Source organism: Microvirga antarctica, assembly GCF_017921815.1.
Taxonomy (GTDB): domain Bacteria; phylum Pseudomonadota; class Alphaproteobacteria; order Rhizobiales; family Beijerinckiaceae; genus Microvirga; species Microvirga antarctica.
The window spans coordinates 1,405,354-1,431,448 of the sequence record NZ_JAGEMM010000001.1 but is presented as its reverse complement, the minus strand read 5'-3'; the positions used below and the strand labels follow the sequence as shown (position 1 = coordinate 1,431,448).

At 62.3% G+C, this 26,095-nt stretch carries 30 protein-coding genes and 1 tRNA gene; 12 read left to right on the top strand and 19 right to left on the bottom strand.

The features are described from left to right. Window positions 1-299 precede the first annotated feature (299 nt). The 3 genes from J4G32_RS06960 (at window position 300) to J4G32_RS06950 (ending at window position 4,734) form a co-directional block, all read left to right on the top strand. A complete protein-coding gene (locus J4G32_RS06960) occupies window positions 300-1,526 on the top strand; it encodes an AAA family ATPase (protein WP_343232596.1) in 1,227 nt (408 codons plus the stop codon). Between the two features lie 822 nt (window positions 1,527-2,348). After that, the gene (locus J4G32_RS06955) at window positions 2,349-2,699 is read left to right on the top strand and encodes a hypothetical protein (protein ID WP_210485368.1); all 351 of its coding nucleotides are present in this window, start codon (window positions 2,349-2,351) and stop codon (window positions 2,697-2,699) included. An 88-nt stretch (window positions 2,700-2,787) separates the two neighbouring features. Continuing rightward, window positions 2,788-4,734, top strand: coding sequence for a phage tail tape measure protein (locus J4G32_RS06950; RefSeq protein WP_210485367.1), 1,947 nt, complete (start codon window positions 2,788-2,790; stop codon window positions 4,732-4,734). Window positions 4,735-4,936: 202 nt separating this feature from the next. On the opposite strand, the gene J4G32_RS06945 is transcribed toward J4G32_RS06950, so the two are convergent. Both J4G32_RS06945 and J4G32_RS21685 read right to left on the bottom strand, forming a co-directional pair. Next, on the bottom strand, window positions 4,937-5,842 hold the full coding sequence (locus J4G32_RS06945; RefSeq protein WP_210485366.1) for a hypothetical protein: 906 nt from the start codon (window positions 5,840-5,842) through the stop codon (window positions 4,937-4,939). After that, window positions 5,839-6,039, bottom strand: a complete 201-nt coding sequence (locus J4G32_RS21685; protein WP_246504897.1) for a helix-turn-helix domain-containing protein — start codon at window positions 6,037-6,039, stop codon at window positions 5,839-5,841. Before J4G32_RS21685 ends, J4G32_RS06945 begins: the two co-directional genes overlap by 4 nt. Window positions 6,040-6,158: 119 nt before the next feature. Here J4G32_RS21685 and J4G32_RS06940 point away from each other — a divergent pair, with 119 nt between their 5' ends. The 5 genes from J4G32_RS06940 to J4G32_RS06920 all read left to right on the top strand — a co-directional run bounded on the left by J4G32_RS06940 (window position 6,159) and on the right by J4G32_RS06920 (window position 10,995). Further along, on the top strand, window positions 6,159-6,620 hold the full coding sequence (locus J4G32_RS06940; RefSeq protein WP_246504790.1) for a hypothetical protein: 462 nt from the start codon (window positions 6,159-6,161) through the stop codon (window positions 6,618-6,620). Then, window positions 6,617-7,087: a twin-arginine translocation signal domain-containing protein gene (locus tag J4G32_RS06935; RefSeq protein ID WP_210485365.1), complete on the top strand. Its 471-nt coding sequence runs from the start codon at window positions 6,617-6,619 to the stop codon at window positions 7,085-7,087. Before J4G32_RS06940 ends, J4G32_RS06935 begins: the two co-directional genes overlap by 4 nt. Window positions 7,088-7,626: 539 nt before the next feature. Next, entirely contained in the window at window positions 7,627-9,474 is a 1,848-nt protein-coding gene (locus J4G32_RS06930) for a prohead protease/major capsid protein fusion protein (RefSeq protein ID WP_210485364.1), read from the top strand. 133 nt (window positions 9,475-9,607) lie between these two features. Continuing rightward, window positions 9,608-9,847, top strand: a complete 240-nt coding sequence (locus J4G32_RS06925; protein ID WP_210485363.1) for a hypothetical protein — start codon at window positions 9,608-9,610, stop codon at window positions 9,845-9,847. 2 nt (window positions 9,848-9,849) lie between these two features. Next, complete coding sequence (locus tag J4G32_RS06920; protein WP_210485362.1) at window positions 9,850-10,995, top strand: tyrosine-type recombinase/integrase; 1,146 nt, start codon at window positions 9,850-9,852, stop codon at window positions 10,993-10,995. A gap of 6 nt (window positions 10,996-11,001) precedes the next feature. Here J4G32_RS06920 and J4G32_RS06915 read toward each other — a convergent pair. Next, a tRNA-Leu gene (locus J4G32_RS06915) sits at window positions 11,002-11,086 on the bottom strand. Window positions 11,087-11,335: 249 nt separating this feature from the next. Here J4G32_RS06915 and J4G32_RS06910 point away from each other — a divergent pair. Next, entirely contained in the window at window positions 11,336-11,917 is a 582-nt protein-coding gene (locus J4G32_RS06910; protein WP_210485361.1) for a YqaA family protein, read from the top strand. Between the two features lie 11 nt (window positions 11,918-11,928). Further along, entirely contained in the window at window positions 11,929-12,411 is a 483-nt protein-coding gene (locus tag J4G32_RS06905) for a disulfide bond formation protein B (RefSeq protein WP_425515498.1), read from the top strand. 1 nt (window position 12,412) lies between these two features. Here the strand turns inward: J4G32_RS06905 and J4G32_RS06900 are convergent, their stop codons facing one another. Continuing rightward, window positions 12,413-12,982: an HNH endonuclease gene (locus J4G32_RS06900; protein WP_210485359.1), complete on the bottom strand. Its 570-nt coding sequence runs from the start codon at window positions 12,980-12,982 to the stop codon at window positions 12,413-12,415. Between the two features lie 202 nt (window positions 12,983-13,184). On the opposite strand from J4G32_RS06900, the gene J4G32_RS06895 reads away from it, so the two are divergent. Continuing rightward, on the top strand, window positions 13,185-13,706 hold the full coding sequence (locus tag J4G32_RS06895; RefSeq protein ID WP_210485358.1) for a DedA family protein: 522 nt from the start codon (window positions 13,185-13,187) through the stop codon (window positions 13,704-13,706). Here the strand turns inward: J4G32_RS06895 and J4G32_RS21680 are convergent. The 12 genes from J4G32_RS21680 to lptM all read right to left on the bottom strand — a co-directional run bounded on the left by J4G32_RS21680 (window position 13,703) and on the right by lptM (window position 24,149). Continuing rightward, on the bottom strand, window positions 13,703-14,005 hold the full coding sequence (locus J4G32_RS21680) for a hypothetical protein (RefSeq protein WP_246504789.1): 303 nt from the start codon (window positions 14,003-14,005) through the stop codon (window positions 13,703-13,705). The genes J4G32_RS06895 and J4G32_RS21680 overlap by 4 nt on opposite strands. After that, window positions 13,968-14,702 (bottom strand): hypothetical protein, encoded by a 735-nt coding sequence (locus J4G32_RS06890; protein ID WP_246504788.1) that lies wholly within the window; start codon window positions 14,700-14,702, stop codon window positions 13,968-13,970. Before J4G32_RS06890 ends, J4G32_RS21680 begins: the two co-directional genes overlap by 38 nt. A gap of 70 nt (window positions 14,703-14,772) precedes the next feature. Next, the gene (locus tag J4G32_RS06885; protein ID WP_210485357.1) at window positions 14,773-15,654 is read right to left on the bottom strand and encodes a 3-hydroxybutyryl-CoA dehydrogenase; all 882 of its coding nucleotides are present in this window, start codon (window positions 15,652-15,654) and stop codon (window positions 14,773-14,775) included. A gap of 82 nt (window positions 15,655-15,736) precedes the next feature. Then, window positions 15,737-16,678: an electron transfer flavoprotein subunit alpha/FixB family protein gene (locus tag J4G32_RS06880; protein ID WP_210485356.1), complete on the bottom strand. Its 942-nt coding sequence runs from the start codon at window positions 16,676-16,678 to the stop codon at window positions 15,737-15,739. Window positions 16,679-16,694: 16 nt separating this feature from the next. Then, entirely contained in the window at window positions 16,695-17,444 is a 750-nt protein-coding gene (locus J4G32_RS06875) for an electron transfer flavoprotein subunit beta/FixA family protein (protein WP_210485355.1), read from the bottom strand. 103 nt (window positions 17,445-17,547) lie between these two features. After that, a complete protein-coding gene (locus J4G32_RS06870; protein WP_210485354.1) occupies window positions 17,548-18,258 on the bottom strand; it encodes a rhomboid family intramembrane serine protease in 711 nt (236 codons plus the stop codon). An 8-nt stretch (window positions 18,259-18,266) separates the two neighbouring features. Beyond that, window positions 18,267-18,842 (bottom strand): cob(I)yrinic acid a,c-diamide adenosyltransferase, encoded by a 576-nt coding sequence (locus J4G32_RS06865; protein WP_210485353.1) that lies wholly within the window; start codon window positions 18,840-18,842, stop codon window positions 18,267-18,269. A 51-nt stretch (window positions 18,843-18,893) separates the two neighbouring features. Then, window positions 18,894-19,475, bottom strand: a complete 582-nt coding sequence (locus J4G32_RS06860) for an acyloxyacyl hydrolase (RefSeq protein WP_210485352.1) — start codon at window positions 19,473-19,475, stop codon at window positions 18,894-18,896. A 108-nt stretch (window positions 19,476-19,583) separates the two neighbouring features. Beyond that, window positions 19,584-19,775 carry a twin transmembrane helix small protein gene (locus tag J4G32_RS06855; RefSeq protein ID WP_210485351.1) on the bottom strand — a complete coding sequence of 64 codons (192 nt, stop codon included), beginning with the start codon at window positions 19,773-19,775 and terminating at the stop codon, window positions 19,584-19,586. 75 nt (window positions 19,776-19,850) lie between these two features. After that, window positions 19,851-22,448 carry a TIGR02302 family protein gene (locus tag J4G32_RS06850; protein WP_210485350.1) on the bottom strand — a complete coding sequence of 866 codons (2,598 nt, stop codon included), beginning with the start codon at window positions 22,446-22,448 and terminating at the stop codon, window positions 19,851-19,853. Between the two features lie 171 nt (window positions 22,449-22,619). Further along, window positions 22,620-23,888 (bottom strand): diaminopimelate decarboxylase, encoded by a 1,269-nt coding sequence (gene lysA, locus J4G32_RS06845; protein ID WP_210485349.1) that lies wholly within the window; start codon window positions 23,886-23,888, stop codon window positions 22,620-22,622. A 9-nt stretch (window positions 23,889-23,897) separates the two neighbouring features. Beyond that, window positions 23,898-24,149: an LPS translocon maturation chaperone LptM gene (gene lptM / locus J4G32_RS06840; RefSeq protein ID WP_210485348.1), complete on the bottom strand. Its 252-nt coding sequence runs from the start codon at window positions 24,147-24,149 to the stop codon at window positions 23,898-23,900. Window positions 24,150-24,334: 185 nt separating this feature from the next. Between lptM and tlpA the strand changes: the two genes are divergently transcribed. After that, complete coding sequence (tlpA, locus tag J4G32_RS06835) at window positions 24,335-24,973, top strand: thiol:disulfide interchange protein TlpA (RefSeq protein ID WP_246504787.1); 639 nt, start codon at window positions 24,335-24,337, stop codon at window positions 24,971-24,973. Here tlpA and J4G32_RS06830 read toward each other — a convergent pair. From J4G32_RS06830 to J4G32_RS06820, 3 genes are all read right to left on the bottom strand, one after another. Continuing rightward, complete coding sequence (locus J4G32_RS06830) at window positions 24,970-25,281, bottom strand: hypothetical protein (RefSeq protein ID WP_210485346.1); 312 nt, start codon at window positions 25,279-25,281, stop codon at window positions 24,970-24,972. The two genes, tlpA and J4G32_RS06830, sit on opposite strands and share 4 nt — an antisense overlap. Before the next feature lie 194 nt (window positions 25,282-25,475). Then, window positions 25,476-25,811 (bottom strand): Grx4 family monothiol glutaredoxin, encoded by a 336-nt coding sequence (grxD, locus tag J4G32_RS06825; RefSeq protein ID WP_210485345.1) that lies wholly within the window; start codon window positions 25,809-25,811, stop codon window positions 25,476-25,478. Window positions 25,812-25,855: 44 nt separating this feature from the next. Then, complete coding sequence (locus J4G32_RS06820; protein ID WP_210485344.1) at window positions 25,856-26,092, bottom strand: BolA family protein; 237 nt, start codon at window positions 26,090-26,092, stop codon at window positions 25,856-25,858. Window positions 26,093-26,095: the final 3 nt, after the last annotated feature.

Here is a 26,095-nt window from a genome sequence, read left to right as displayed (position 1 = left end):
GGTGGGACAGGCGGGTATGCCCTCCATCTTCCACGGGTTTTTGACAGTAATGTCCCACCGGCAGCAGCGCCGAATGACCCACAAAAAGAAACCGCCGGACCGGCTGGTACCCGGAACGGCGGCTGGATCTTTGGAGAAGCATTTGTAGGGCCTCAACGCGAATCTTGCCTGAAACCCGCGCTGCGCACAAGCCTCAACCTCGTCGGAATCTTCAACGATGACGGTCATTTCTGTGGGTGGGAAACGAGCACCCAGGGGGCGGCTGACCCGGTTTATCGGCTCATCACGGAGGCCGCGTGATGTCCGACGAAAAACCTCCCGTTGACCACGTAATGCGGATGATCGCGGATGCCGTCGCGCAGGCAAGGCCGATCGATCTCGGGTCGGGACGGCCTCGTCCGGGGTGGCCGGTAATCTTTCCGTCATCGCTTCAGGACGTTCCTATACCCCCGCGGCTTTGGTGCGTCCCGGATTGGATACCGGACAAGGTTGTGACCCTCCTTAGCGGGGACGGCGGCACGGGAAAAAGTCTCCTCGGAATGCAGCTGGCGACGTGCGCGGCGATGGGGATTCCTTTTCTCGGGATGGAGCTGGCCCAAAGGAAGGTCCTGTATTTTTCGGCCGAAGATGACGGGGACGAACTGCACCGCCGCCAGGCCGACATTAATAGGGGCTTGGGGATAGATATGGGCGATCTTGAGGACCGCCTCGTCTGGCGTGTCCTCAATGGCGACGACGCGCTTCTCGCCGTACCCGATGAGCGCAGCAAGCGCCTGGTTGCGACTCCAACTTATTCCAATCTCTCCGACTACTGCCGAGAGAACGGCATCCAGCTCGTCATCATCGACACGGTCGCTGACACCTTCGGCGGCCTCGAAATCGATCGCCAGCAGGTTACCCGCTACGTCCGCCTCATCGAAGCGTGTGCGCGGACGACCGGCGGGGCTGCCGTCCTACTCGCCCATCCGAGCGTTTCGGGCATGAAGGAGGGCACGGGCATCTCCGGCAACACCGCTTGGCGAAATTCCGTCCGCAGCGTGATCTATATGCGGCGCCCAACGGAGGAAGAGGCGAGCGGCCCTGACGCCCGCGACATGAGAATCCTCGAGCGCCTCAAAGGCAACTTTGCGCCTTCTAACAGCCTTCTGACGCTGCGCTATTTTGAGGGCCATTTTCTTGTCGATCAGCCGGATCCGGGAGGCGGCCCAGGATGGGATCCTATCACCAACGAGGTGAAGGTGATGCGCGCCATCCGAGAGGCGATCAAGCGCGGCAAGCTCCTAAGCCCGGCCAGAAACTCCAGCGATTATGCCCCGAAAGTTCTGATGCCTTTTGCAGAGGTGAGAGGGATGTCGCGCCTCGCTGTTGAACGAGCAATCGGCGTGATGACAGGCAGGGGCGAGCTTCGCGAGGCGCATATCGGTCCGTCGAACAACCGTCGACGGGTGATAGTACCGTCCGATCACTCGCCTCTTCCAGGAGAAACTGATCCTATGACCGGCACCAAAAAGGAGCCCAAACCATGAGCGCGGGGGTCGCGGAGGTCACTTGTAAGTCTTTGAAATCATTGAGGGTGAGTATGTGCGCGGAAGTCGCGGAGGTCTCCTGTAAGTCGTTGACAAATAAAGGGTCTTCATGTGGTGAGTGTGTCCCTATATCTAAAGATATAGGGGCGGCTACCGCTGCCGCCGCCCCCGACCTGATGGTGAAGGCCCGCGAGAGGGGCAACCGCCGACAGCTGGCAGCGCGGCGCTTGGTTGCGCTGAAGCGGGAGGTGGCCGGCCTGCGGGCAACCCTGGAGGCTGACCGATCGGCATCGTCGGCCATCATTGGGCTGATGGGGGATCTGGTCGAGGAATTAAGCTGGCTAGATCTGCCGGAGGCTCAGGAGCTGGTTGAGGCGGCGTTTGACGACCTCATCGGACTGGCAGCCCGAGTCGGCATGAGAATAACGGCGGGTCCTTCCCGGGCCGCCGCCCCTTACGGCCTTAAAAGGGCCCGGGATATCGCCAGTTTGTCGGGTCCAAAATTAGGGTTGACGAGGTTGACGACACCGACAACGGCGGTTGACGCCTCTGCCGGCATCACCCCTCCGCCCTCGGATTCCGAAGTTGGGCCTCTCAAGAGAGGGGGCGATCGATGACCAAGCAAACCGAAGAGCACTTGGCGTTCTTGAAATTCGAGCGCGCCAGGGTCGATCGCATGTTCGCCGAGGCCGACGCCCGCCTGACGCGAATGTCCGCTCGGACCGTTCCGGACCACCTGCTGCGGCCTATCCGGCCCCGCCCTCGTTCCGTCAGTCTCACCGTCACCGTCAAAATCATCCCCTCGCCGCGAAAGGCAATCCCATGAACAAAACCGTCACCGTCCCCCTGTCCGAGCCCTTCACAGATCACGGAGGCGTCGTGGGCGAGCTCGCGTTTCGCCCGCCGAACCTGATCGAGTATTTTGAAATTGGCGAACCGATCACGCTTGGTCGCTCGGCCGACGGCGCAGTCTTGCCGATCGAGAACGATTCCGCCTTCAGCGCCTACGTCGAGCGGTGCTGCACCTACAAGGATCCGCTTCTGCTCCGGCTGGTCGGCTTGCAGGACGCCATGAAAATCAAGGAAGTCATCCTCGGTTTTTTCGCTCAGGCGAGGCAGGCGAACCTCTCGCCAGCCTCGCAGACCTCCTCGTCATCGAACTCAAGCTCGTAAGCCCGGCCGAGGCGCTCGAGATGAGCGCTGTTGAGATGACCTACTGGCTCGAACGGGCAGCGCAGCGGATGAAAAAGAGGAAATCGTAATGGCCACCAAGACCATGACAGCCGAGGCGCGCATCACCGCGAAGGATGCCACGGGAAACGTCTTCTCATCCATCGCCCGGAAGATGGATCGCCTGAACTCCAACGCCAAGCAGTTCAACAAATCGAGTGCGGTCATGGCGGCAGGAGCACGCGGGGGCACGGGGTCCGCGCTGGCTGCCGGTGCTCTGGGCATCGCGGGCCGCGTGGCGCCCTACCTGGCCCCTGTGGCGATCGCGGCGGCCGCCGGAAAGGCCTATGCCGACTTCGCCGCTGTTGAGCGGCGCATGACGCGGATCGGTGTGACGGCCGGGGCAAGCCGGGAAGAGATGACCCAGCTCACTGCGGAGGCGCAGCGGATGGCCGTCGGCCTGGCTTTGCCCTTTGATCAGGTGGCCGATGGATTCGATACGCTGGCCGCCCAGGGGCGCAGTCTGTCCGAGATGAAAGAGATGATGCCTGCCATCGCTCGAACGGCCCAGGCGGCCGGCGCTGAGGTGAATGACATCGCGCTGACGGCGGAGACGGTCGGTTCGCAGTTCAAGATAGCGGGCTCCGAAATGCAGGCGGCCTTCGACATCATGGTTGCGGGCGGCAAGGCGGGACAATTCGAGCTAAAGAGCATGGCCCGTTACCTGCCCTCGCTGGGGCCTGCCGCGGCGGCTGTTGGCTTTGAAAGCCAGAAGGGTTTGTCGGACCTCGTGGCCATGCTGCAGATCATGAGGAAGGGCTCCGGCACCGCTGAGGAAGCCGTCTCCTCCATGAACAACGTCCTGAACAAGATGGAGTCCGGCAAAACCCTGAAGGGCTTGAACACTTTGCTCGGCGGAGATGGAAAGGCCGAATCGGCTTTCGCCAAGGCCCGGAAAGAGGGGCGCAATCTCGTCGAAGTCTTCGAGGACCTGGTCAACACAGCTTTGAAGGGTGATCGCAGCAAGATCGGCCTTATCGCCGACGATCAGGAGTTCAAGCGCGGTATCCTGGCCCTTATGAGCTACCGGGGAGAGTGGCAGAAGCTCTCGTCGGATATGCGCCGGAATGCGCCTGGGTCGGTTGTCGCGGATTTGAACACCGTGCTGAAGGACAGCCAGGCGCGCCTCACGCGCCTCGGTCAGTCGTGGGATCGATTCTGGACAAACACGGGAAAGCTGGTCGCCATTCCGGCGAACCCCGCGCTGGACTGGCTCAACTCGAATATGGAGCAGCTTCAGCAACTGATCGACGGCGCACCCCAGACGCCGATCAACGCCACAACCGTCGGCAATACACGCGCCTCGCTCGAGGCTTCTGGCAGTGAGGAAGCGAAGGCCCTCGACGTCGACATCGCGGCGCTTGAGACCGAAATCGCCCAGATCAAGGGGAAGAACAAGCTGCCGGACATGCTCGACTTTGCTCTCGGCAATCGTCCGGGCAAACACGCCGATCTCAAGAATCGGAGGGCAGGGCTTGGCAGTGGCGCGGCAAACAATCTCTCAACCTTCGAGGCATTGAATACCCAGGTCAAAGACCTTGAGGCCAAGATCGCATCCGGAACCCGTGTTGGGCAGCTGATCGACCAGTTCGGAGGAAAGGCCCCCGCGACCTCCGGGATCGTTCAAGGATCGTTCCACGGTGGTACATTCGGTCGGCCATGGGGCAGCACCAATCCAAGCGGCCTTCCCGCCCTCAACGGCCAGCAGCTACCCGATTCGGCTCCGATCCCGCCCAGCCGGGCGGACAACATCACGCCGATGCTGCAGCGACTCGAGGATGTGTTGGCGAAGCCGCTCGACGTGTCTGGAAAGGTCGAGGCGGATGTGACGGGCACGATTTCAACCACTCATGTGGTGAGAGTGGAGGCTTCCGCAGACTTGCTGGCGCGGGTGACGAGCATGTCCGCGTCATCGACGGGCCCGATCCGATCGAACGTCGGGACGTCAATGCCGCACATCAAGGCTGGGCCGAGGTAGCTCGCGCGGGTCCTTCCCCGGCCGCCACCCTTTGCGGCCATTAGTGGGCCCGGGATTCTGACAGTAAGCCACCTCGAAAATCAGGACTAACGAAGCTAACGGGTTGCCTAACAGGGCTAACGCGAACCGCACGGGCATCATGTTAGGATGAAGGACGGCCGAAGTGGTGGCTGAACTCTTGGCGGAAAACCGCCATAATGCGCTATCGAAGATCGACGATCTCGCCGAGCAAAAGATAGGTATTAAGGACGAGTGCTTGCGCCTCTGTTGGCGACACTTCGGCGTGTACGCCAGCCGACGTTCGATCGTAAAGAGACCGCATGTTCTTATTTAGCCGGTCGCGTCTACTCTTTGAAAAGGTCTTTTTCCATATATAAGCTTGAATTTGATTCATAGACTTGCCAGGACCACATTGGATAGTGTGATCTCCCATGTCGACCGGATCACCTTGAGGCGGAAATATTGCCACCGCAAAAGCATCTATGATTCGGCGGCAGCTAGTAAGCGCGTGACTGATGGCTTCGCCGTCCCCGGCGCTTAATCGTTCAAACACAGACGGAAGTTTAGAGAATGCTTCATTTGCGGTACTAGAAATTTTTGCATCTACAAGACCTTGGTAATGCGCAAATATATCGGCGCTCTCTTTTGAAAAAATAATATTGGCTCTCGTGTTTGAAATAATTTGATAAGTTAATCGCCTAACGTGATGTATAATTGTATTATTATGCATCACTATTTTCGACAATTTTATTATTTCATCAGCGATTGCACTTTGAAAACTAAGTGGGGAGGTGATCGATTTAAGCTCTAGTTTTGAAACAGCTTCCTTGGCCCCGTTCGAGTCGCGTTCGAGAAGTGCTGCAGGGGCGAGAATCCAAGTGTTCGTCTCCACATGGTGGCGGTGGGTCTTGTTAAGGAATTCGTCCTGCCGGCCATGTCCGTGCTGATAATAACCCGCACTTTCACAATACAGGAACTCGCACGCTGCCGAGTTACCTGTAAGTTCAGCTATATGGTGAGACTTATTGATGATAGATTCGAGAGAATGTAGATCGAATCCTCCAATCACTTCATCGCATAGTCTGATAATCTCAAGCTGCTTGCTCATGTGATTTTACGCAGCCGCACGCCTGGGGCGTCGCCATTTGTGAACTCAACGCCTGCCGACTCGAAAACGGCCTTGATCGCCTCGACTGTGCGGGGCTTCAGATCCTCGCCGGCCTCCAGCCTTGTGATGGTGCTCGGAGCGACCTTTGCAGCGTCAGCTAGCTCCCGCACTCCCATCTGGAGGGCGGCTCTCGCCATTCTAGACTGGGCTGAATTCATGCGCACACTGTAATCATTTCGGCTTGACGTATCATTTTCTCGTGCCTAAATAAGCACATCGTACTGATAACATAGACCTTCCAAAGGAGCAACGCGCCATGCCAGTGGACAGCGAGCGGGGGAGCTTTGTCCGCTTCCAGACCGCCCAGGTGCCGACCTTTATCGAGATCGGTCCGCACATGCGAGCGCGGATAGAAACCGCGATCGACGGTCTTATCGGCCTTCTCGATCAGCTCGACGGGGACAGTTCAGAACTCGAAGACGACAGCGATTCAGAGCCAAGTCTTGGGTGGAGCATATCGGGCGCTGGGGACAGAGATCATCGGGCCTCTTCGCTAGACCTCGAGGACGACAGCGACTTCGAGCCCAGCTTAGGCTGGAGTGTCACTGGCGCGACGAGCGAAAACGATAATCATCCCTCTACGGTAGACCTTGAAGACGAGCACGACGGCATTGAGCCGGACGACGACTTCGAGAACGCGGACGATAACGGCATTGCTGACGCGGGCGGCCTGGCTGAGCAAGTTGGCAATTTTTCATGGGGTGGAGCCGTCCTATGAAAAAGTCAGCACAGTTCACGCGGCGGTCGATTCTCAAAGGTGGTGCAACGCTCGCAGCTGCCACTCTTGTGGCCGTTCCTACGGTCGCCCTGGCTCCCAGCTTCACTGCCGCCGAGATCCTGCACATGCGTGCCGAACGCGTCATTGGGAAATATCTGTCCCATGGGATCGTTCTGGTCTGTCGCGACGGCCGGCTCGTCGGCAAGTACTTCTATGTCGACGGTGGCCTAACCGAAGGCGAGAGCGAGGTTGAGGCCAAGCTCGACAAGGAAATGAGAGCGGATCCTGTCCTGGCCGCGAAGGTCATTCAAATAGCCGTGGCCTACACGCCTTTGCTTAGCCCGGCGAGGCGGGGCCTTGCTGATTTGGACGGCCCGCTTTCAGAGTTATCCACAGCCGCCAGAAAGGAGACATCTTGTCAACTTTCTGTTAAAGGCGCAAAAGATGACATCAGTTCTGCTTTTTGAGGTTATCCAATGCGCCGCACCGCTTTCCTGAGTCTCACTGGTTTGAGCGTTGAAAACCACACGGCGATGGTCCGCCGCGGCAGCCTCCCGTATGCGGAAGATGAGCGGTCTGGGTGGGCGGACTATTCACTAATGCAGGCAGTTGCCACGGTGATTGCTCTCGACCTTTCGAAGGCGGGGGTCGATCAACAGACTGCCTCCGCGACTGTCGTCCGAGCGGATAGCGAAATAATGCGTTGGATCCCTGTCGCGACCATGGCCGATGGAAACGGCCCGGATATTTGGCTCGCCGTTGTCAGGTTCACTTACGACGGCGGAGATCGCTTGATCACGCGAGACGCGGTAGCCGTTGCGCCTCTCTCTCACATTCATACAACCAAGACAGAGGTCGGATCCTCAATTGCCGAGCTCGAGCGAGCGGCAACATCGGTTGTGCTTACGAATATATCCCGCGCCCTTCGCGACGTGAAAAACCGCGCACTGAATAATGGCCTTGATGTCGATCTCGACACTCTTTGGACACGAGAGGCGTAGCTCTCATGGCAGAGTTGACGACGCGGCGCGCCACAATCTCTCGCAACTCGTACAATGCCGAGACGCGGACCTTCACCGCCGTCATCGCAACAGCGACACCGGTCAAGCGTGTCGACTATTTCGAAAATAAACCCTTCCAAGAGGTTCTGCTTATCTCTCCGAAGGCAATGCGCCTAGAGCGGCTTAGCTCAACGAGGGCGCCCCTACTTAATTCGCACCGTCACGGGACAATGACGGATCAGATCGGCGTGATTACCGCTGTCCGAATTGAGGGCGGCAATCTTGTCGCCGACATCCAACTTTCCAACCGCCCCGATGTTCAGCTTATCGCCACCGACATCGCGGCAGGCATTATTGGCAGCGTCAGTATCGGTTACCGCGTCCACGCCAGTGAGGAACGCACGTCGGTCGACGGTACTCGCACCATCACTCACGTAGATTGGGAACCCTACGAGGTTAGCCTCGTCGCAGTTCCTGCCGATCAAAACGCACACATCCGCTCTCACCCAGGAGATTTATCAATGGAACCGGCACCTGAAAATATCGTCCTTCAGCCTACGCCTACCAATTCGCGCGACGCGGACCTTATTGCGCGCGCCGAGCGCACTCGGATTACCGAAATCAGGAGCCTTGGTGCAAAGGCGGGAGTTGAAGCAGCGCAGATCGAAGAGGCGGTCGACGACGGTACGCCGCTGGAAGCTTTCCGTGTTCGCTGCTTCGAGGAGATGGCATCTCGGGCTGAGCGTTTCCGCAGCTCGCCCATCACGGTCGGTCAAGACGAGACGGAGACGCGTGTTGTCGCCGCGAGTTCCTATCTCGGTTCTCGGATGCTGAGTGCGAGGGGAGCTCCGATCGCGCTGACGGGGGCGGCTCGCGGTTACGATGGTTTGACCATCGCCGACATTGCAGCTCAGTCACTCGGGCACCGGGGGCGTATCACTTCAGATGCCCACCGCGAAGAACTCATTCGCCGCGCGTTTCATACGACCTCGGACTTTCCGGCGATCTTCGAGAACGCGATGAATGGAACGCTCGCACGGCGCTACCAGGCGTCTCCGCCGACATATCGCAAAATTGCCGCTCAACGGCACTTCAAAGATTTCAGGCCGCATCGCACCGTTCGTGTTGGAGATTTTCCGACCTTGCAGCCGATCAATGAGGCAGGCGAAATCAAGTTCGGCACCTTTTCGGAATCCAAAGAAGTTGTCTCCGTCTTCCCGTACGCAGTGCAGTTTGCTCTCTCTCGAACAATGCTCGTCAATGACGACATGGGGGCACTTGACGATCTGTTAGGCTCGGCAGGGCAGACTGTCGCGAATTTCGAGGAAGCATCGTTCTACGCGATGATGCTCTCCAATGCGGGGGCAGGGCCAACACTCGTCTCCGACGGTTTGGCGGTGTTTCATGCCACGCATGGCAACCTGGCGGGATCGGGCACCGCCATCACTGTCGCGGCCGTTGGCTCGGCGCGGGAGGCGATGCGTAATCAGCGAACGCTTGACGGACAGCTGCCCAACATCGCGCCTGCGATCATTCTTGTCGGGCCGAAAAAGGAGACTGAGGCCGACGCGCTTGTGGCATCGATTACGCCGCGCGCACAGGTCGATGTGAATCCGTTCTCTGGGAAGCTGGAGCCGGTTGTGGCCGCACACATTCCGGGGAACGCCTGGTTCATCTTCGCGAACCCTCAATCTGCTCCCGTTTTCCAATGGGGATTGCTCGACGGTTATGAGGCGCCTCGAGTCCGGCTCGATCAACCCTTCGGCCGACAGGGCCTTGGTGTTTCTCTCGAGCATGACTTCGGATGCGGTGCAATCGACTTTCGCGGTGCATATCGCAACGCCGGCGCTTAACCCTTCACGCGGGGACTCCTTTGAGGGCTTCGCGGCCGAGCCGATAACGGAAAGCTCTTCTCCCGGCCCCGCGTTTTTTACCACGGGACAAGGAGGGCAAGGCCGCACTTCAATTTTCATATGGGCGAAAACCATGGCGCGTCGCACCGCACTTCCGGACACCCTTGCACCGCGCCTCGTCAATCGCGACGCGGCTGCTGCCTTTGTTGGCATCGGAGTGACCAAGTTCGACGAGATGGTGAATGACGGGCGCATGCCGCGACCCAAGCGGATCGATGGCCGGAAGATCTGGTGCGTCCGGTCTCTGAATGCGGCCGTCGATGCCTTGCCTGACGACCAGCCAATGCAGGCGGACCGTGAAATAGTGCTCTGACCATGGCGAAGATCAACCTCAAGTACGTAACCGGTGATGTGGATCGCCACGGCAATTCGCGCTGGTATTTCCGCCGACCGGGCAAGAGGAAAATCCGACTGCCGGGTTTGCCGGGATCCGAGGAGTTCATGGCCGTCTACAAGGCCGCTCTCGCCGGCGAGGCCCCAGTTGCCCAAGCTCCCCGCCTGGCGAAGCCCTCCAATGGGACGCTGCGTTGGTTGTGTGTCGAATACTTCGGATCGGCATCGTTCAAGGATAAACTTCGCTCTCCCAGGTCACGGCATGTGCGTCGGAAAATCCTCGAGAAGGCATGCGAGACGGCCGGGGATGAGTTGCTTGGCCACATCACGCCCAAGGTGATCCGAAAGGGCATGGATAGGCGGGCGGATACGCCAGAGGCGGCCAACAGCTTCCTGAAGGCTATGCGCGGACTGTTTGAGTTCGCTGTCGAATACGAGCACGCACGGCTTAACCCCACAATCGGGGTGAAGAAGCTCCGGTCGCGAAATCCCGAGGGCTGGCACGCCTGGACGGTAGACGAGGTTCAGCAGTACGAGTGCCGCCACCCGATCGGCACGAAGGCCCGATTGGCCCTCGCTCTACTGCTCTATACGGGAGCACGTCGATCGGATGTTGTTTTGCTTGGCCGGCAGCACGTTCGGGACGGCACAATGAAGTTCCGGGTTTACAAAAACCGGCTCCGCAAACACGTCGAGATAGAGATACCGGTCCTGCCGGAGTTGCGGGCGGTCATCGACTCCACGAGCGACAAAGGTGATCTGGCCTTTCTCATCTCCGACCACGGCCGTCCCTGGGCAAACGGAGACAGCTTTGGAAACCGATTCCGCGACTGGTGCACGGAGGCAGGCTTGCCCCACTGTTCACCTCACGGCTTGCGCAAGGCTGGCGCGTCGGTCGCCGCTGGGAATGGAGCAACTGAGAGTCAGCTCATGGCCATCTACGGGTGGAGCGACCCCAAGATGGCCGCTCTCTACACCCGCAGCGCGAACCGAAAGAAGCTCGCCAATGATGCGATGAAGTTGGTGGTGTCGAGCCAAACCGCGAACGAAACTGTCCCACTTTCGACCCCAAAAAACAAAAGTGGGACAAACAAGGCAAGAAAAGCGAGTAAAATCAATGAAGATTAGGCCTAATGGTGCCCCTGGCCGGAATCGAACCAGCACTCCTTGCGGAACTCGATTTTGAGTCGAGCGCGTCTACCAATTCCGCCACAGGGGCAACGCGAGTGCCGAGTAACATGCCTCCCGCGGGCCGGTCAATGAGACTTGATGGGACGCGGCGCGCAGGCCTCTCGCCACGGCGGGCGGCTTGTGCTCAAAGGGGCGGGGCCGGAAGGCCCGGCTTTCGGTTTGGAACCCTTTTGTGCTGTCGGGCGGCGGGCCTTTCCTCGGCGTCGGGCTGCGAACGGGATCATGACGGAGGCTATCCGACGCTTCACATCCACGCCCCTTTGGCCCTGAGGCTTTCATGCTGCGACGCCTTTACGACTGGACCCTGTCGCTTGCCGCGCGCCCCTCGGCGCCCTACGCGCTGGCGGCGGTGTCGTTTGCCGAGAGCTCGTTCTTCCCCGTCCCGCCCGATGTGATGCTGGTTCCCATGATGCTGGCGCGGCCGGATCGGGCCTGGTCCTATGCGCTGATCTGCACCATCGCATCGGTGGTGGGCGGGTTGCTGGGCTACGCCATCGGCTACCTGCTCTACGATTCGATCGGCGTGTGGGTGTTCAAGTTCTACGGTCTTGCGGACGGGGCCGAGGCGTTCCGGCATTCCTACGCGGAATACGGCCACTGGATCATCCTGCTGAAGGGCCTGACACCGATTCCCTACAAGCTCGTCACGATCACGTCCGGCTTTGCGGGCTATCACCTGGGCTGGTTCATCCTGTTGTCGATCATCACGCGCGGTGCGCGCTTCTTCATCGTGGCATTGTTGATGAGCCGCTACGGAGGCTCCATCAAGGGGATCATCGATCGCCACTTCAACATCGTGGCAGCGGTGTCCATCGCGGCCGTGGTGGGCGGTTTCATAGCCTTCCGTTATCTGTTCTGAGGATGGCAGCGATGCCTGTGCGTTTGACTATCCGGCAAGCCTGCCTTGTCGTTGCGCTCGCTGCAGCGGCCACGATCGGCGGAGCGCTCGTGTTTCAGTACGGCTATGGCTATCAGCCGTGCAAGCTCTGCCTGGAGCAGCGCTATCCCTATTATTTCGGCATTCCCCTGGCGCTGCTGGGAGTCGTCCTTCCCCAACACGGGGGACGGGCCATCCTGTGGCTGCTGGCACTGCTGTTTCTCGCAAGCGCCGCCTTGGGCACCTATCACGCGGGCGTCGAATGGGGATGGTGGCTCGGCCCCAGCGATTGCGGCGGCGGCGGGGGCGCTGCGGGAGGGTCGGTCGGGGATCTTCTGAACCAGTTGAACAAGATCCGCGTCGTGAGCTGCACGGAGGCCGCCTGGCGGTTCCTCGGGCTGTCGCTCGCCGGCTGGAACGTGCTGATTTCCCTGGCGCTTGCAGCCCTTTCCGGCGTAGCGGCGCGGCGGGGCTGATCTACGGTTCCAGTTCGCTGTCCCAGTAGAGATAGTCGAGCCAGCTGTCATGCAGGTAATTCGGCGGGAACAGGCGGCCGTTGGAATGCAGATCCTGCAGGGTCGGTGCGAAGGGGCTCTGGCGCGGCCACATCTCCACATGGGCAGGGAGCCGGTCGCCCTTGCGCAAGTTGCAGGGTGCGCATGCCGCCACCACGTTTTCCCAGGTGGTCTGGCCGCCCTTGGAGCGCGGAATGACGTGATCGAACGTCAGGTCCTCCCGGGTGCCGCAATATTGGCAGGTGAAGCGATCGCGCAGAAAGACGTTGAAGCGGGTAAAGGCCGGATGACGCGACGGTTTGACGTAGGTCTTGAGAGAGATCACCGAAGGCAGGCGGATTTCAAAGGACGGACTTCGCACCGTCTTGTCGTATTCGGAGACGATGTTCACCCGGTCGAGAAACACTGCCTTGATCGCGTCCTGCCAACACCAGATCGACAAGGGATAGTAGCTCAAGGGCCGGTAATCGGCGTTGAGAACGAGGGCCGGGCAGGCCTCCGGCCGTACGACAGGCTGGACGTGTATCGTCACTTCACCTCCTCGATCAGGAAAGGCGTTGTCCTATTTCTCGCTTAGACTACAGGACTTGTGACACCGTTGTGAAGCAGGCCTGCGGCAACTCTGTGACGCACCCCACAGGAAAGCGTCTGAACGGCCATTTCCTTCAGAAAACACTCGCCAACACGCCTGCGGCATGGGATGGCGGGGGTATATCCCCCCCGACGGATCTTCCATGATCAGCTTCTTCCAGCACGCTGCCACCAATATCGAGCACTTCATCCTGCTCTACGGGGCTGCCGCGTTGTTCGTGGTGATCTATTTCGAATCCTTCGGCGTGCCGCTGCCCGGTGAGAGCGCCCTCATTGCCGCCTCGTTGCTCGCCACGCGCGGCGATCTCAGTCTCGAGCACGTGTTCCTGGCGGCTTTTCTGGGGGCGGTCCTGGGCGACAGCACCGGGTTCCTGATCGGGCATTTCGGGGGGCGGCGGCTTCTTGAGCGTTTCGGTCCTCTGATCAAACTGACGCCGGAGCGGCTTGCCAGGGTCGAGAAGCTCGCCCAGCATCGGGGCTTCGTGATGGTGCTGACAGCGCGGTTCGTGGTTGTCCTGCGGCAATTGAACGGGCTCGTCGCCGGCTCGGTGGGCATGCCGTGGCATCATTTCCTCGCCGCCAATGCGATCGGTGCGGCCCTTTGGGCGGGGCTCTGGACGCTCGGGCCATACTACTTCGCCGACCTCTTCCGGCGCTTTCTTTAGGGCGCCGGCTTCGCGGCCGCCTTGAGCCGCGCAAGGGCGTCGCGGATGGGCCCAAATGGACCGTAGACGTGCTGGTCGCGGGAAAAACCATCCGCGTAGGGCCCATAGGGGGTGTCTGCGGGCTTTTGCAGGCGGTCGGGATAATCCTTCTCCAGGTCGGGCTTTAGCGGGCGAGGTTGCGACACCACGAAGGCAGCCACATCCCAGGCATCGGCCGGCGCCACCATCGGCATCATGTAACTGGTGCCGTTCGGCATGTTGTCATGGACGAAATTGGCCAGCGTCCCCAAGCGGTTCATGCCGGCGCCGGTGTTGAAACTGTCCTGTCCCCAGAGCGGTGGCACCAATGTAGCCGAGATCGGTGCCGGCGACCGACCGGCGCAGTCCCGACCCATCCGTCTGATGGCAGACCGCGCAGGTTGTGCCAAAGACCGCCGCGCCCCGCACGGGATCGGCCGGGCGGTCGAGCTCGGCAATCCGGCCGGAACCGCCACCGGTCAGAACCTCCCCCGGTTTCACGCCCAGGGACAGGAACCCGATATAGGCCACAAGCGCCTGCATTTCGGGCGCAGCTTCAGGCAAGGGCTTGCCGTTCATGCTGCGGGTCATGCAGGCATTGACCCGCTGCTCCAGGCTGATGGGTTTGCCCGTCTCCGCATTGTATTGCGGAAAGGCGTCCAGAAGGCCCCAGAGCGGATTGCCGAACCGCTTCATGCCGGCATTGAGATGGCAATTGGTGCAAGCGAGGTTGTTGCCGGCGTAGCGCTTGGCCGGATCCGGCACCTGCGGGCCGATATGGGCGTAGGTGGCCGTTACCAGATCCCGGCCGCGCCGGATCAATTGGCTTTGCGGGTCGTCCGGCAAGGATCCCAGATCCGGGACGTTCCAGAACGGATCGGGCGCGACCGGAGGCGTCTGGGCGGAAGCGGGCGTATGGACAACCACGAAAAAGGCCAGCAGCAGCGCTGCTGAACACCTGAGGCTGATCGTTCCCATGCGCGCCCCCATCACCCCATGGCTCATCATGCCATTGCGGAAGCGCGGGTGCCAGAGGTGAGGCGCGATGCTAGCGGGTGGGGACGGGCTTTTCGCCGCGATAATCGTAGAAGCCGCGTTTGGCCTTCCGGCCGAGCCAGCCGGCTTCCACGTATTTCACCAGGAGCGGGCAGGGCCGATATTTGGAATCGGCCAGGCCCTCGTGCAGCACCTGCATGACCGACAGGCAGGTATCCAGCCCGATGAAGTCCGCAAGCTGCAGCGGCCCCATGGGATGGTTGGCCCCGAGCCGCATGGCGGTGTCGATGGCCTCGACCGATCCAACACCCTCGTAGAGCGTGTAGATCGCTTCGTTGATCATCGGCAGAAGGATGCGGTTGACGATGAAGGCCGGGAAATCCTCGGAGACGGTGGTGGTCTTGCCGAGCTTGCCGATGAACTCCTTGGCGGATTCATAGGTCGGGTCTTCGGTCGCGATGCCCCGGATCAGCTCCACGAGCTGCATGACCGGGACCGGGTTCATGAAATGAATGCCGATGAACCGCTCGGGCCGATCCGTCGATGCAGCCAGCCGCGTGATCGAAATCGACGAGGTGTTGGTGGCGATCATCGTCTCGGGCCGCAGCGACGGGCAGAGCGCGGTGAAGATCTTGCGCTTCACCTCCTCGTTCTCGGTCGCCGCCTCGATGACGATGTCGCAGGCCGCCAGATCGTCATAGGTGGGCGCGGGTTGAATCCGCGAGAGCGCCGCCTGACGCTCCGCGTCGGTGATCGCCTCCTTGGACACCTGGCGGGCCATGTTGCCGTTGATGGTGGCAAGGCCGGTATGGATGCGGTCCTCGGACAGGTCGTGCAGACGAACATCGAACCCCGCAAGGGAACAGACATGGGCAATGCCGCTGCCCATCTGGCCAGCGCCGATCACACCGACTGTTTTGATCTCGATACTCATCTTGCCTGTCGTCCTGGACGTTCTGGTCATGAAAACAACCCGGGCGGGACCGCCGCCCGGGCAAGACACATTCCTGACGCCATTACCCTGCTTTGGTCAACTCTTCTTGCAGTTCCGGCAGGATCTTGAAGAGGTCGCCCACCAGCCCGTAATCGGCCACCTGGAAGATTGGCGCTTCCTCATCCTTGTTGATTGCCACGATCACCTTGGAATCCTTCATGCCGGCGAGATGCTGGATGGCGCCGGAAATGCCCACCGCGATATAAAGCTGCGGCGCCACGACCTTGCCGGTCTGGCCGACCTGCCAATCGTTCGGCGCATAGCCGGCATCGACCGCCGCGCGGCTCGCGCCCATGGCGGCCCCGAGCTTGTCGGCAATCGGCTCGATATACTTGGCGAAGTTCTCGGCCGAGCCCAGCGACCGGCCGCCCGAGATGATGATCCGGGCCGAGGTCAGTTCAGGGCGGTCGTTCTGGGCGATCTCTTCGCCTTTGAAGGTGGAAATCTGCGGATCGGCGGCGCTGGCCACCGTCTCGATGGGTGCAGATCTGCCCTCGGCGGCTGCCGGGAAGGCCGAGATCCGCACCGTGATCACCTTCTTGGCATCACTCGCCTGAACGGTCTGGATCGCGTTGCCGGCATAGATCGGGCGCTCGAAGGTGTCGGGCGACACGACCTTGGTGACGTCCGAGATCTGCATCACGTCGAGCAGGGCTGCGACGCGCGGCAGGACGTTCTTGCCCGTTGTGGTGGCAGCAGCCACGATCGCGTCGTAGGGGCCGGCAAGCGACACGATCAGGGCCGCGAGCGGCTCGGCCAGTTGATGCTCATAGGATGGCCCATCGGCCAGGAGCACCTTCTCGACCCCCGCGAGCTTGGAGGCCGCATCGGCTGCGGCCTGCGCGTTGGCGCCGGCCACCAGCACGTGGACAGGGCCGCCCAGCGCGGCTGCGGCAGACAGCGCCTTGTGGGTGGCGTCCTTCAGATGAGCATTGTCGTGCTCGGCGATCAGCAATGTGGTCATGGTCGTTCGATCCTTCTCAGAGCACGCCGGCTTCGGTCTTCAGCTTCGACACCAGTTCGGCCACCGAGCCGAGTTTGACGCCGGCCTTGCGCCCGCCGGGTTCGGTTGTCTTCAGCACCTTGAGGCGGGGCGTAATATCGACACCGAGGGTCTCGGGCGAGGTCTCATCGAGCGGCTTCTTCTTGGCCTTCATGATGTTCGGCAGGCTGGCGTAACGCGGCTCGTTCAGGCGCAGGTCGGTGGTGATGATCGCCGGCAGCTTGAGTCCCACGGTCTGCAATCCGCCGTCCACCTCGCGGGTGACGTCAATCGTACCGTCGCCCGGCGTCAGTTTGAACGCGAAGGTGCCCTGGGGCCAGCCGAGCAGGGCCGCCAGCATCTGACCGGTCTGATTGGCGTCGTCGTCGATGGCCTGCTTGCCGAGAATGACGAGGTCGGGCTTTTCCTGCTCGATCACTTTTTGCAGTAGCTTGGCGACGGCCAGCGGCTCAACCGTCGCGTCGGTCTTCACGAGGATGCCGCGATCGGCTCCCATGGCCAGCGCCGTCCGGATGGTCTCACCGGCCTGTTGCGGGCCGATCGATACGGCCACGATCTCTGTCGCCTTGCCCTGCTCCTTCAGGCGGATCGCCTCTTCGACAGCAATTTCGTCGAAAGGATTCATCGACATCTTCACGTTCGCCAATTCGACGCCGGACCCGTCGGCTTTCACTCGGATTTTCACGTTGTAATCCACAACGCGCTTCACACACACCAGAAGCTTCATAAGGCTGTCCTCATTGCACGGTCGGGTCCGGGACAAGCGGCGTTCCGCCCCTCCGGACAGGCAGGAAATGGTTGGCGGGACCCTATCTCTCGGACGGTGATTGTCAACGCGGCGCGTGCGCTTCCCGGGCTTCGATGCGCGCAAGAAGCGGGTCGTCGCGCCGCCTCATCCGCAGAACCAAGATGGCGCCGGCCGCGAAGCCGCCAAGATGGGCGAACCATCCGATTCCGTCATCGGCGCTGAAGAAGGCGGAGATGAATTGCAGAACGAACCAGAATCCGATGGCCCAGAAGGCTGGGAGCCTGAGCGGGATGCCGCCTTTGAGAAACAGACCCCAGATCCGCACCCGCGGGTAGAGGATGAGGTAGGCCGCAACAACACCGGAGATGCCACCCGAGGCTCCGATCAGGGGCCGGTGCGAATGCGGGTCGACCAGCACATGCGCCAGGCTTGCGAGGGTCCCGCAGAGAACGAAGAAGATCACAAAGCGAAGATGCCCCATGGCATCCTCCACGTTGTCACCGAAGACCCACAGGAACAGCAGGTTGCCCACAAGATGAAACAGGGTCCCGTGCAGAAAGATATTCGTGGCGAGGGTGAGCTCGACCGGGACAAACGGGTAGCCTTGCGGAAGCACTTCTGTTCCCAGCAGGACGGCCGGGATGAGACCAAGCCCCGCCACCATCGCGTCAGGGCCGAGCGGCCCATAGAAGGTCAGGCCGTACAGCACGATGCAGACACCAACGATCGCGCGGGTCGCGAAGGGAGTCCGGATGTTCTTCAGGGGAACGCCGTCATGAAGCGGCAGGAACATCCCGTTGCCTAGCGGTTCTGGCCGGGGACCCAGAGGACGTCGAGGGCGCCTTTGTCATTGACGAAGCGTGAGGCGACGAACAGGAGATCGGACAGGCGGTTGAGATAGCGCACGGCCTCGCCTGACACGATCTCGTCGGTTTTTTCGGCCAGTGCCACGACCAGGCGCTCCGCCCTTCGGCAGACGGTGCGCGCCACATGCAACGTCGCGGCCGCCGGTGTGCCGCCCGGCAGGACGAACGAGCGCAGAGTCGAGAGCTCGGCGTTCATCAGGTCGATCTCGGCTTCGAGACGGTCGACCTGGCTCTGGGTGATGCGCAGAGCGGCGTAGGGAAGGGGCTTGCCGGTCTCGACCGTTGCAAGGTCCGATCCGAGGTCGAAGAGGTCGTTCTGGATGCGACTGAGGATGGGATCGAGAGGCTGGCCTGCCGTGTGGAGGCGGACGACGCCGAGGCAGGCGTTGGTCTCGTCGACGGTGCCGTAGGCTTCGATGCGCAGATCATATTTGGGCCGTCGGCCGCCCGCTGCCAGCGCCGTGCTGCCTGTATCTCCGGTACGCGTGTAGATCCTGTTGAGAACAACCATCGTGGTACTCCAGAACGAAGCTACGGGCGCTCGGCCCTCAGGACGTCGGCCTCAGAAGGAATAGCCGACCCGGGCGCCGACATTGGTCAGGCCGCGGCTGTCCGAGCAGGAACTCGAGGCGGACAATCTCTCGACCGTCGCCATCACGCTCCAATTGGCCGACAACCGCACACCCACCGAGCCTGCTTCGCGAAACAGCGGCGAGCAGCCCAGTGCTTGCTCGGTGCGGGACGCAAACGGCCGCTTGTTGTTGTCGTGGAACGCGCCGCCGAGGCTTCCCTCCACGAAGAGGCTGGGCGTGATGTCGACGGTCCAGGACAGGCCCGCATAGGCAAAGCTCGTCTCACCATCGAAATTGAGGCTGCCACCCACATGGGGACGGGGAATGAAATAGCTGGTGAAAAGATCCGACGCCGTAAACGGCTTGGCGAACAGGATCTCGCCCGTCAGGTTCGCCGACCCATCGCGATACTGGCTTCCCCAGGGGGCCTGCGACGAAAATCCGAAGCGGAATTCCGACAGAAGACTTGGCTGGGTTCCGGTCTCGGCTTTTTTCCAGTCCGCGGCATGCGCGCAGGCTGCGCCCATCACGGCCAATAGAAGGCCCAGACCTGTCACTGTGCCCACTCGCATACGGGGGACGTTCCAATACTCAAGAAAAATGGGGCCACGGACCATGTCGGACCGCGGCTAATGCGGTCTTATAGAGGACTGTCCCCGCGGCCTGTCAATATGGTGGCTCTAAAGGGCTCGCCACCAGAGGACGCCCATGATGACGACGATCGCCAGGAATTGCAGCAGAACCCGAAGCCGCATCAGCCTTTGCGAGGTATTGGCGCTGCCGCCGCGCAGCATGTTGACAAGTCCCAGGATCAGAACGACCACGACGGCCAGGACGGCGATCGGGACGAGGAGGTCGACGAAGCTGTTCATGGAAAATCCGTGAGAGATATGCGGCGCGGACGGTGGCGCGAATGCCGCCGCGGCGCAAGTGCGCGATAGCGCGCGTCAGTTCGGCCGCAGCAGCCGGTCGAAATAGTCGAGTTCGTCCCGGGGCCGGGCGGGGTCGGAGAGCTTGCGGCGCAATTCCTCGAGAATACGGCCAGCCCTCTGCGCGGGTGACTCGTTGACGCCCGGGATTGGGCGGCCGCCTTCCCATGGCTCGCGGGTGCGCGTCGGACGGCCCAGGGGGTCGTTGTCCCGCTGGGACGTCTGGCCGCGCCCCTGGGGGTCGCCTTGGTTTCCGGGCTGGTCGCCCGCCTGTTCGTTGCCCTGCTGGCCTTCCTGCATCTGTTGCATCTGCTGGGCCATGCCCTGCATGCCGCGGCGTAGACCCTCGAGGGCGCGGCCCTGGGCGTCCACGGCTTCGCCGTCTTCCCCCTGGCCGAGCGCTCCCTCAGCCTCCCGCATCGCCTCCTCGGCGTCGCCGAGGCCCTGCTCATTCTGCATGCCCTGGCCCTGCATCCGTCGCTGCAGTTCCCGGAGACGCTCCCGCAGAGCCTGTTGCCGCTGGCTCATGCCCTTGCCCTGCTGACCCTGCTGGGATTCACCGTCCTGTCCGTTTTCGGCCTGCTCCTGATCCTCGCCCTGCTCGCCGCGCTGGCCCTGCTGGCCCCGCTGCCGCTGACCCTGCCGCTGGCCGGGCTGACGGTTCCTGTCACCCTGATGCATGCGCTTGTTCTGGCCCTCCCTGAAGGTCTCGTCCCGCAGGTTCTGCTGCTCGCGCGCCATGTCCTCGAGGTCCCGCATGGACTGGTTCATCTCGCGCCCGAGGGGGTCCGTCGTGCGGCTGTTGGGCTGGGCAGTCTGCAGATTGTTCAGAATGTCGCGCAATTGCTCGAGGAGGCGCTGGGCTTCGGCCACATCGCCGCGACGCATGGCGTCTTCCATCTTCTCGAGCATCTTGTTCAGGTCGTTCTGCGAGATGACCCGGTCGGCCTGCCGCTGGTTCTGATCCTGCGAGCGCGGATTGTCCTGCATGCGCTGGGCGAATTCCCGCAGGAATTTGTCCATGGCCTGGCGCAACTCATCGGTCAGCCGTTTGATTTCTTCATCCGGCGCGCCGCGGTCCATGGCCTCCTTCAGCCGTTCCTGGGCTGCCCGCAGCTGCTGTTCGCTGTCCGACAGGTTGCCGTCTTCGATCTGCAAGGCCATCGCCCAAAGCCAATCCGCCACGTCGAGCAGCGCCTCGTCGCTGCGCGCCTTTCGCAGCCGCTCGGCGGCGGTGCGCAGGCCGATGAAGATTCCCCATTGGGGCGTAAAGCTGTCCGGATCGATGAGAAGCGCGTCGAGGGCCGTCTGCACCCGCTTGCGCTCGTCAGGCGCCAGCACCAGGTTGCGCCGTTGCTCGACCAGGGCCTTGGCGAGCGGATTCGAGAAGGGCCGTTGCGGCAAGGTGAAATCGACAACCTCCGTCATCCCCTCCTGGCCTGCTTCATCCTTCACGCGGACCTGCAGCTTCACCTTCGCGCCAGCCCAGGGATGGGTCGAGAGATCGACCAGAGCCTTCGTCTCGGGCGCGTTCTCCTCATGACTGGGGGTCGCGAGCGGAATAGAAGGCGCCGGCACGAGGCTGCGGCCCGTGAGATCGCCAGCCCGCTCCACGAAGCCCTCGGCGGACGCGATGCCGTAATCGTCCTTGCCCTTATAGAGCAGCGTGAAAGCGCCTTTGGGGTTCACCTCTGGCGGTCCCGTAAAGGCAATTTCCGGGGGACGGTCGGGGATCGCCTCCATGCTCAGCGTCACGCTCGACGCGAACCCTGTCTTGACAGTGAGATCGGCATTCGCCTGAAGGGTGAAGCGCTCCTCGCGCAGGTCCGCGCGCTGGTTGTCCTTCGGCGGGAGCGGCGTGAGGCCGGCGCCCGGGGTGATCTCTGCCTTGCCCTCTCCGGCAATGCGGATGACGACCGTCGATCCGATCGGGGCTCGCAAGGCCTGTCCCTTTGCCAGATCGATCATCACCGGCGGAGCGCGGGTGTACAGGGGCGGGTCGACCCATCCGTCGATGCGAAAGGCCGGCGCGGCGGCTCCCGGCTGGCGCCAATCGAAGGCAGCGGTGAGGCGGCTGCCGACCTCCGGGCCGGCCACGAAGGCGCTTGCCACGAGGGCCAGCACGGCCGCGGAGCGCAGGGCGTAGCGATCGCGCCTCGGCATGTCGGGCCGGGGCGGGGCCACCCGCATGGTGCCGATCGCCTCTTCGGCGCGGCGACGGTGCAGCGCCCACAGGGCGCGGGTCCCCGGGTCGCTGGCGCCGATCGTCAGGGTGTCGACGAGGGCGTGAGCGGGTGAATGGCCGAGGCCGGTGTCGCGATCGATCCGATCGAGCACGTCCGAGCGCGTCGGGGGGACGAGGCGGAAGAGGGGCCACAGGGACGCGAGCAAGGCCAGGGCAAAGACAGCCAGGCCGATCATGCGCGCAGGAGGCGGGAGGTCCAACCAGAGACCCAGCCATGAAACGGTCAGGAATACGAGCACCACGCCGACGGGCAGCCAGAGGAGCGGCCACACCCTCTCCCAGACGAGCACGGTCCGGGCCCGCACAGCCAGCCGGCGGAAGCGGGATAATGTCTGGCTCGGAGCGGACGTGGAGTCCGGGCCTGCGCTCATGCCGTTCGTCTCCTTCGCGCCGCAACGGCGCGCTTGCCCCCACGGGAAGCTAGCACGGCAATTTCGGTTGAACACCGGTCAATTGGGCACAGGCGGCTGCAGTGACGCGGGAGGCGATCACAAGATCAAGAGCGGATTCCTGCGATCCGACGACCTGCGGCAGGCCACCCCCTAGGACATCCAGGCTGGCATGCGGTCGAGCCCGAGCAGTTCCTCGTAGGTCTGGCGGGGCCGGATCACCGCATGGTCGGGCCCTTTGACCATCACTTCGGGCACCAGCAGGCGACTGTTATAGGTGTTGGCCTGGACCGCCCCATAGGCACCGGTGGTCATCACTGCCAGCAGGTCGCCCGCCTTGACAGCCGGCATGTCGCGCGAGAGGGCGAGGTAGTCGCCGGTCTCGCAGACCGGGCCGACTACGTCGGCGACGATCCGGAGCGCGTCCGGACCCGGTTCCACCACCGGCTTGATGTCGTGATAGGCGTCGTAAAGGGTCGGGCGGATCAGGTCGTTCATGGCCGCATCGACGATCACGAAGGTTTTCCCCGCCCCCTCTTTCACATAGAGAACCTCGGTCACGAGGATGCCGGCATTCCCGGCGATCAGGCGACCCATCTCGAAGACCAGCTTGAGCCCGAGATCCCCCGTGTGACGCTTGATGATGGCCGCGTAGGCCAGCGGGTCCGGGGGCGGCTCGTTGTCGTCCCGGTAGGGGACGCCCAATCCGCCGCCGAGGTCGATATGGCGCAGGGTATGACCGTCGGCGATGAGATCACGCGCGAGTTCGGACAGAAGCGCCGCCGCATTATCGAACGGCTCCAGATCGGTGATCTGGCTGCCGATATGCATGTCGACCCCGGTGACCGCGATCCCCGGGAGTTGGCCGGCCCGCGCATAGACATCACGCGCCCGCGCGATGGGAATGCCGAACTTGTTCTCAGACTTTCCCGTCGAGATTTTCTTGTGGGTCCTGGCATCCACATCGGGATTGATCCGGATTGAAACCGGCGCCCGCTTGCCCTTCGCGGCGGCAACGTCTGAGAGCGCTTCCAGCTCCGGCTCCGATTCCACGTTGAAGCACAGGATGTCGTTGTCGAGCGCGAACGCCATCTCCTGCCGGGTCTTACCGACGCCCGAGAAGACGATCCGATGGCCTGGCACGCCGGCCGCCAGCGCCCGCCTGAGTTCACCCTCCGAGACAATGTCCATGCCCGCGCCGAGATCGGCCAGCGTGCGGAGCACCGCCAGATTGGAGTTGGCCTTCATGGCATAGCACACCAGCGCATCGCGATCCGAGAACGCCTCGGCCAGAACCCGGTAATGGCGCTCCAGCGTGGCGGACGCGTAGCAATAGAACGGGGTGCCGATCTCGGCCGCGATCTGCCGGAGATCGACCTCCTCCGCGTGGAGGACGCCGGTGCGATAGGCGAAGTGATGCATGGGGCCGGCCTAGAGCAACGGATCGAGGATGAACGGGGTCTTGGGCCGGACGTAATCCTTGCGCACGGTCTTCTTGGGCGTCCCGACCGGAGACGGCAGGGCGCCCTGCGAGGCGCTCGTGCCGTCGGTGCCCTCTTTGGCCGTGACGGCATTTGGGTCCGGTGGCGGCTCCAACGCACCGCGGCGGCCGCAGGCCGACAGGCCGAGGATGAGAAGACCCGCCACCAGGACGGCGCGGGATAAGGCGAGACTGGTCGACATTCGATGCTCCGAAACGTGGCCGCACCATAACCACAAGCCGGGCCGGAGGCGAGAGGCAAGGATCGAACCCCATTCGGCTCGTTGCCGGCACTGTGCGTCCGATTGCACCGGATCGTGACCGGCAATCGCAGCACCGCGTCTTTTCGACCCTTGAGATGCGGCGCGAAACGGGGCACACCGCGCCGATGCGCAAACCTGTCACCTCCCGCGCGATCGCGATTGCGATCCTGGCTCTCGGCCTTGCGGCTGCCGGCGGCTTTTTCGTTTTCCGAAAGGACAGCGCGACTGTCGCCTCAGCTGAATGCAGTGCCGCTTTTGCTGCGAGCGCTGCCCTGAAGCCGCTGGCCACGGGGCAACTTGCGGCGCTTGCGGTGGGCAACGCGCCCAAGCCGCCCCCGGTCGTGCAGTTCACGGCGCGCGACGGAGAGCCGAAGACCCTCTCGGATTTCAAGGGGAAGACCATTCTCGTGAATCTCTGGGCGACCTGGTGTGTGCCGTGCCGCGAGGAAATGCCCGCTCTCGACAAGCTTCAGGCCGAGTTCGGCGGCCCGAATTTCGAGGTCGTGGCCATCAATGTCGACACGCGCAATGCCGACAAGCCCAAGGCGTGGCTGGCGCAGAACGGCATCCATAATCTCGCCTATTATGCCGACCCGACAGGCAAACTCCTGCAGGTTCTGCAGAAATCCGGCCACGCCGTCGGCCTGCCCACAAGCCTTCTGGTGGATTCCGCCGGCTGCGAGATTGCTCTCCTGAAGGGCCCCGCCGAGTGGAGTTCGCCGGACGCATTCGCATTCATGCGGGCGGCGCTCGCCAAGCCCTAGCGCGTCCCGTCCGGGATGCCGATCTCACCCGAGAAGGCGGGCTTTGCCAGACGCCAGGGGCGATCCATCGCGCCGCGCGCCTGGCCCTTGTCGATCCGTCGGGGCGTGCCATCGGCCAGAATTTCGAAAATCACCAAGAGCCCGAGCGCCTGAAGCATCACGGCTGCGGTCTTGGTGGCCAGATCGCCGGCCGGGATGGGAAGCGACCCCGCTGCGTAGACCCGCTCGAGGATCGTCTTTGGCGGCGGCGAATTTCCCGGAGCCGCGCGGGCCTTCATCGCGATGACGTTCGTTGCCTGGTCGGTCATGCAAAACCCCCGTCCCGGCTCCGCCTCCTGGTCTCGTGCGGTTCTTTGAACGCCGGATCATGGCAGTGTGCCGGCTCAGCAGGGATTTGCGAAGGGCCAGGAACGTCGCGGCCAACGGGCAGCGGGGCGGCCACGAAAAAAGGACGGAGCACGGCTCCGCCCTTCGAGGTTATCCGCCCGGAAAGGCCGCCTTTTCAGGCGGTCTGCTTCACGGCGATGCCGTTATCGACGAAGAGTTGCTGCAATTCACCGGCCTGGAACATTTCCCGCGTGATGTCGCACCCGCCCACGAACTCGCCCTTGACGTAGAGCTGCGGGATGGTCGGCCAGCTGGAATATTCCTTGATTCCCTGCCGGATGCTCTCGTCATCGAGGACGTTGACGCCCTTGTAGGGGACGCCGAGATAGCCGAGAATCTGGACCACCTGGCCCGAAAAACCGCACATGGGAAACTGGGGCGTGCCCTTCATGAACAGCACGACGTCGTTGGACTTGATTTCGCTCTCGATCGCCTGACGGGCATCGGTCATCGGGTCTCTCCTGTTCCTCGGCGTTCAAGGCGCCGGGTTTCTTCTCAAGTTTCGGATGCGAGCGTCGTGAGCGCAAGGGCATGCAGGACGCCGCCCATGCGGCCTTGTAGCGCCGCGTAGACCATCTGGTGCTGCTGCACCCGGGATTTCCCTTTGAACGCGCCTGACGTGACGGTCGCGGCGTAGTGATCCCCGTCGCCGGCCAGATCCTTGATCTCGACGACTGCGTCCGGAAGGGCCGCCTTGATCATCGTTTCGATTTCGCGTGCATCCATGGGCATGGA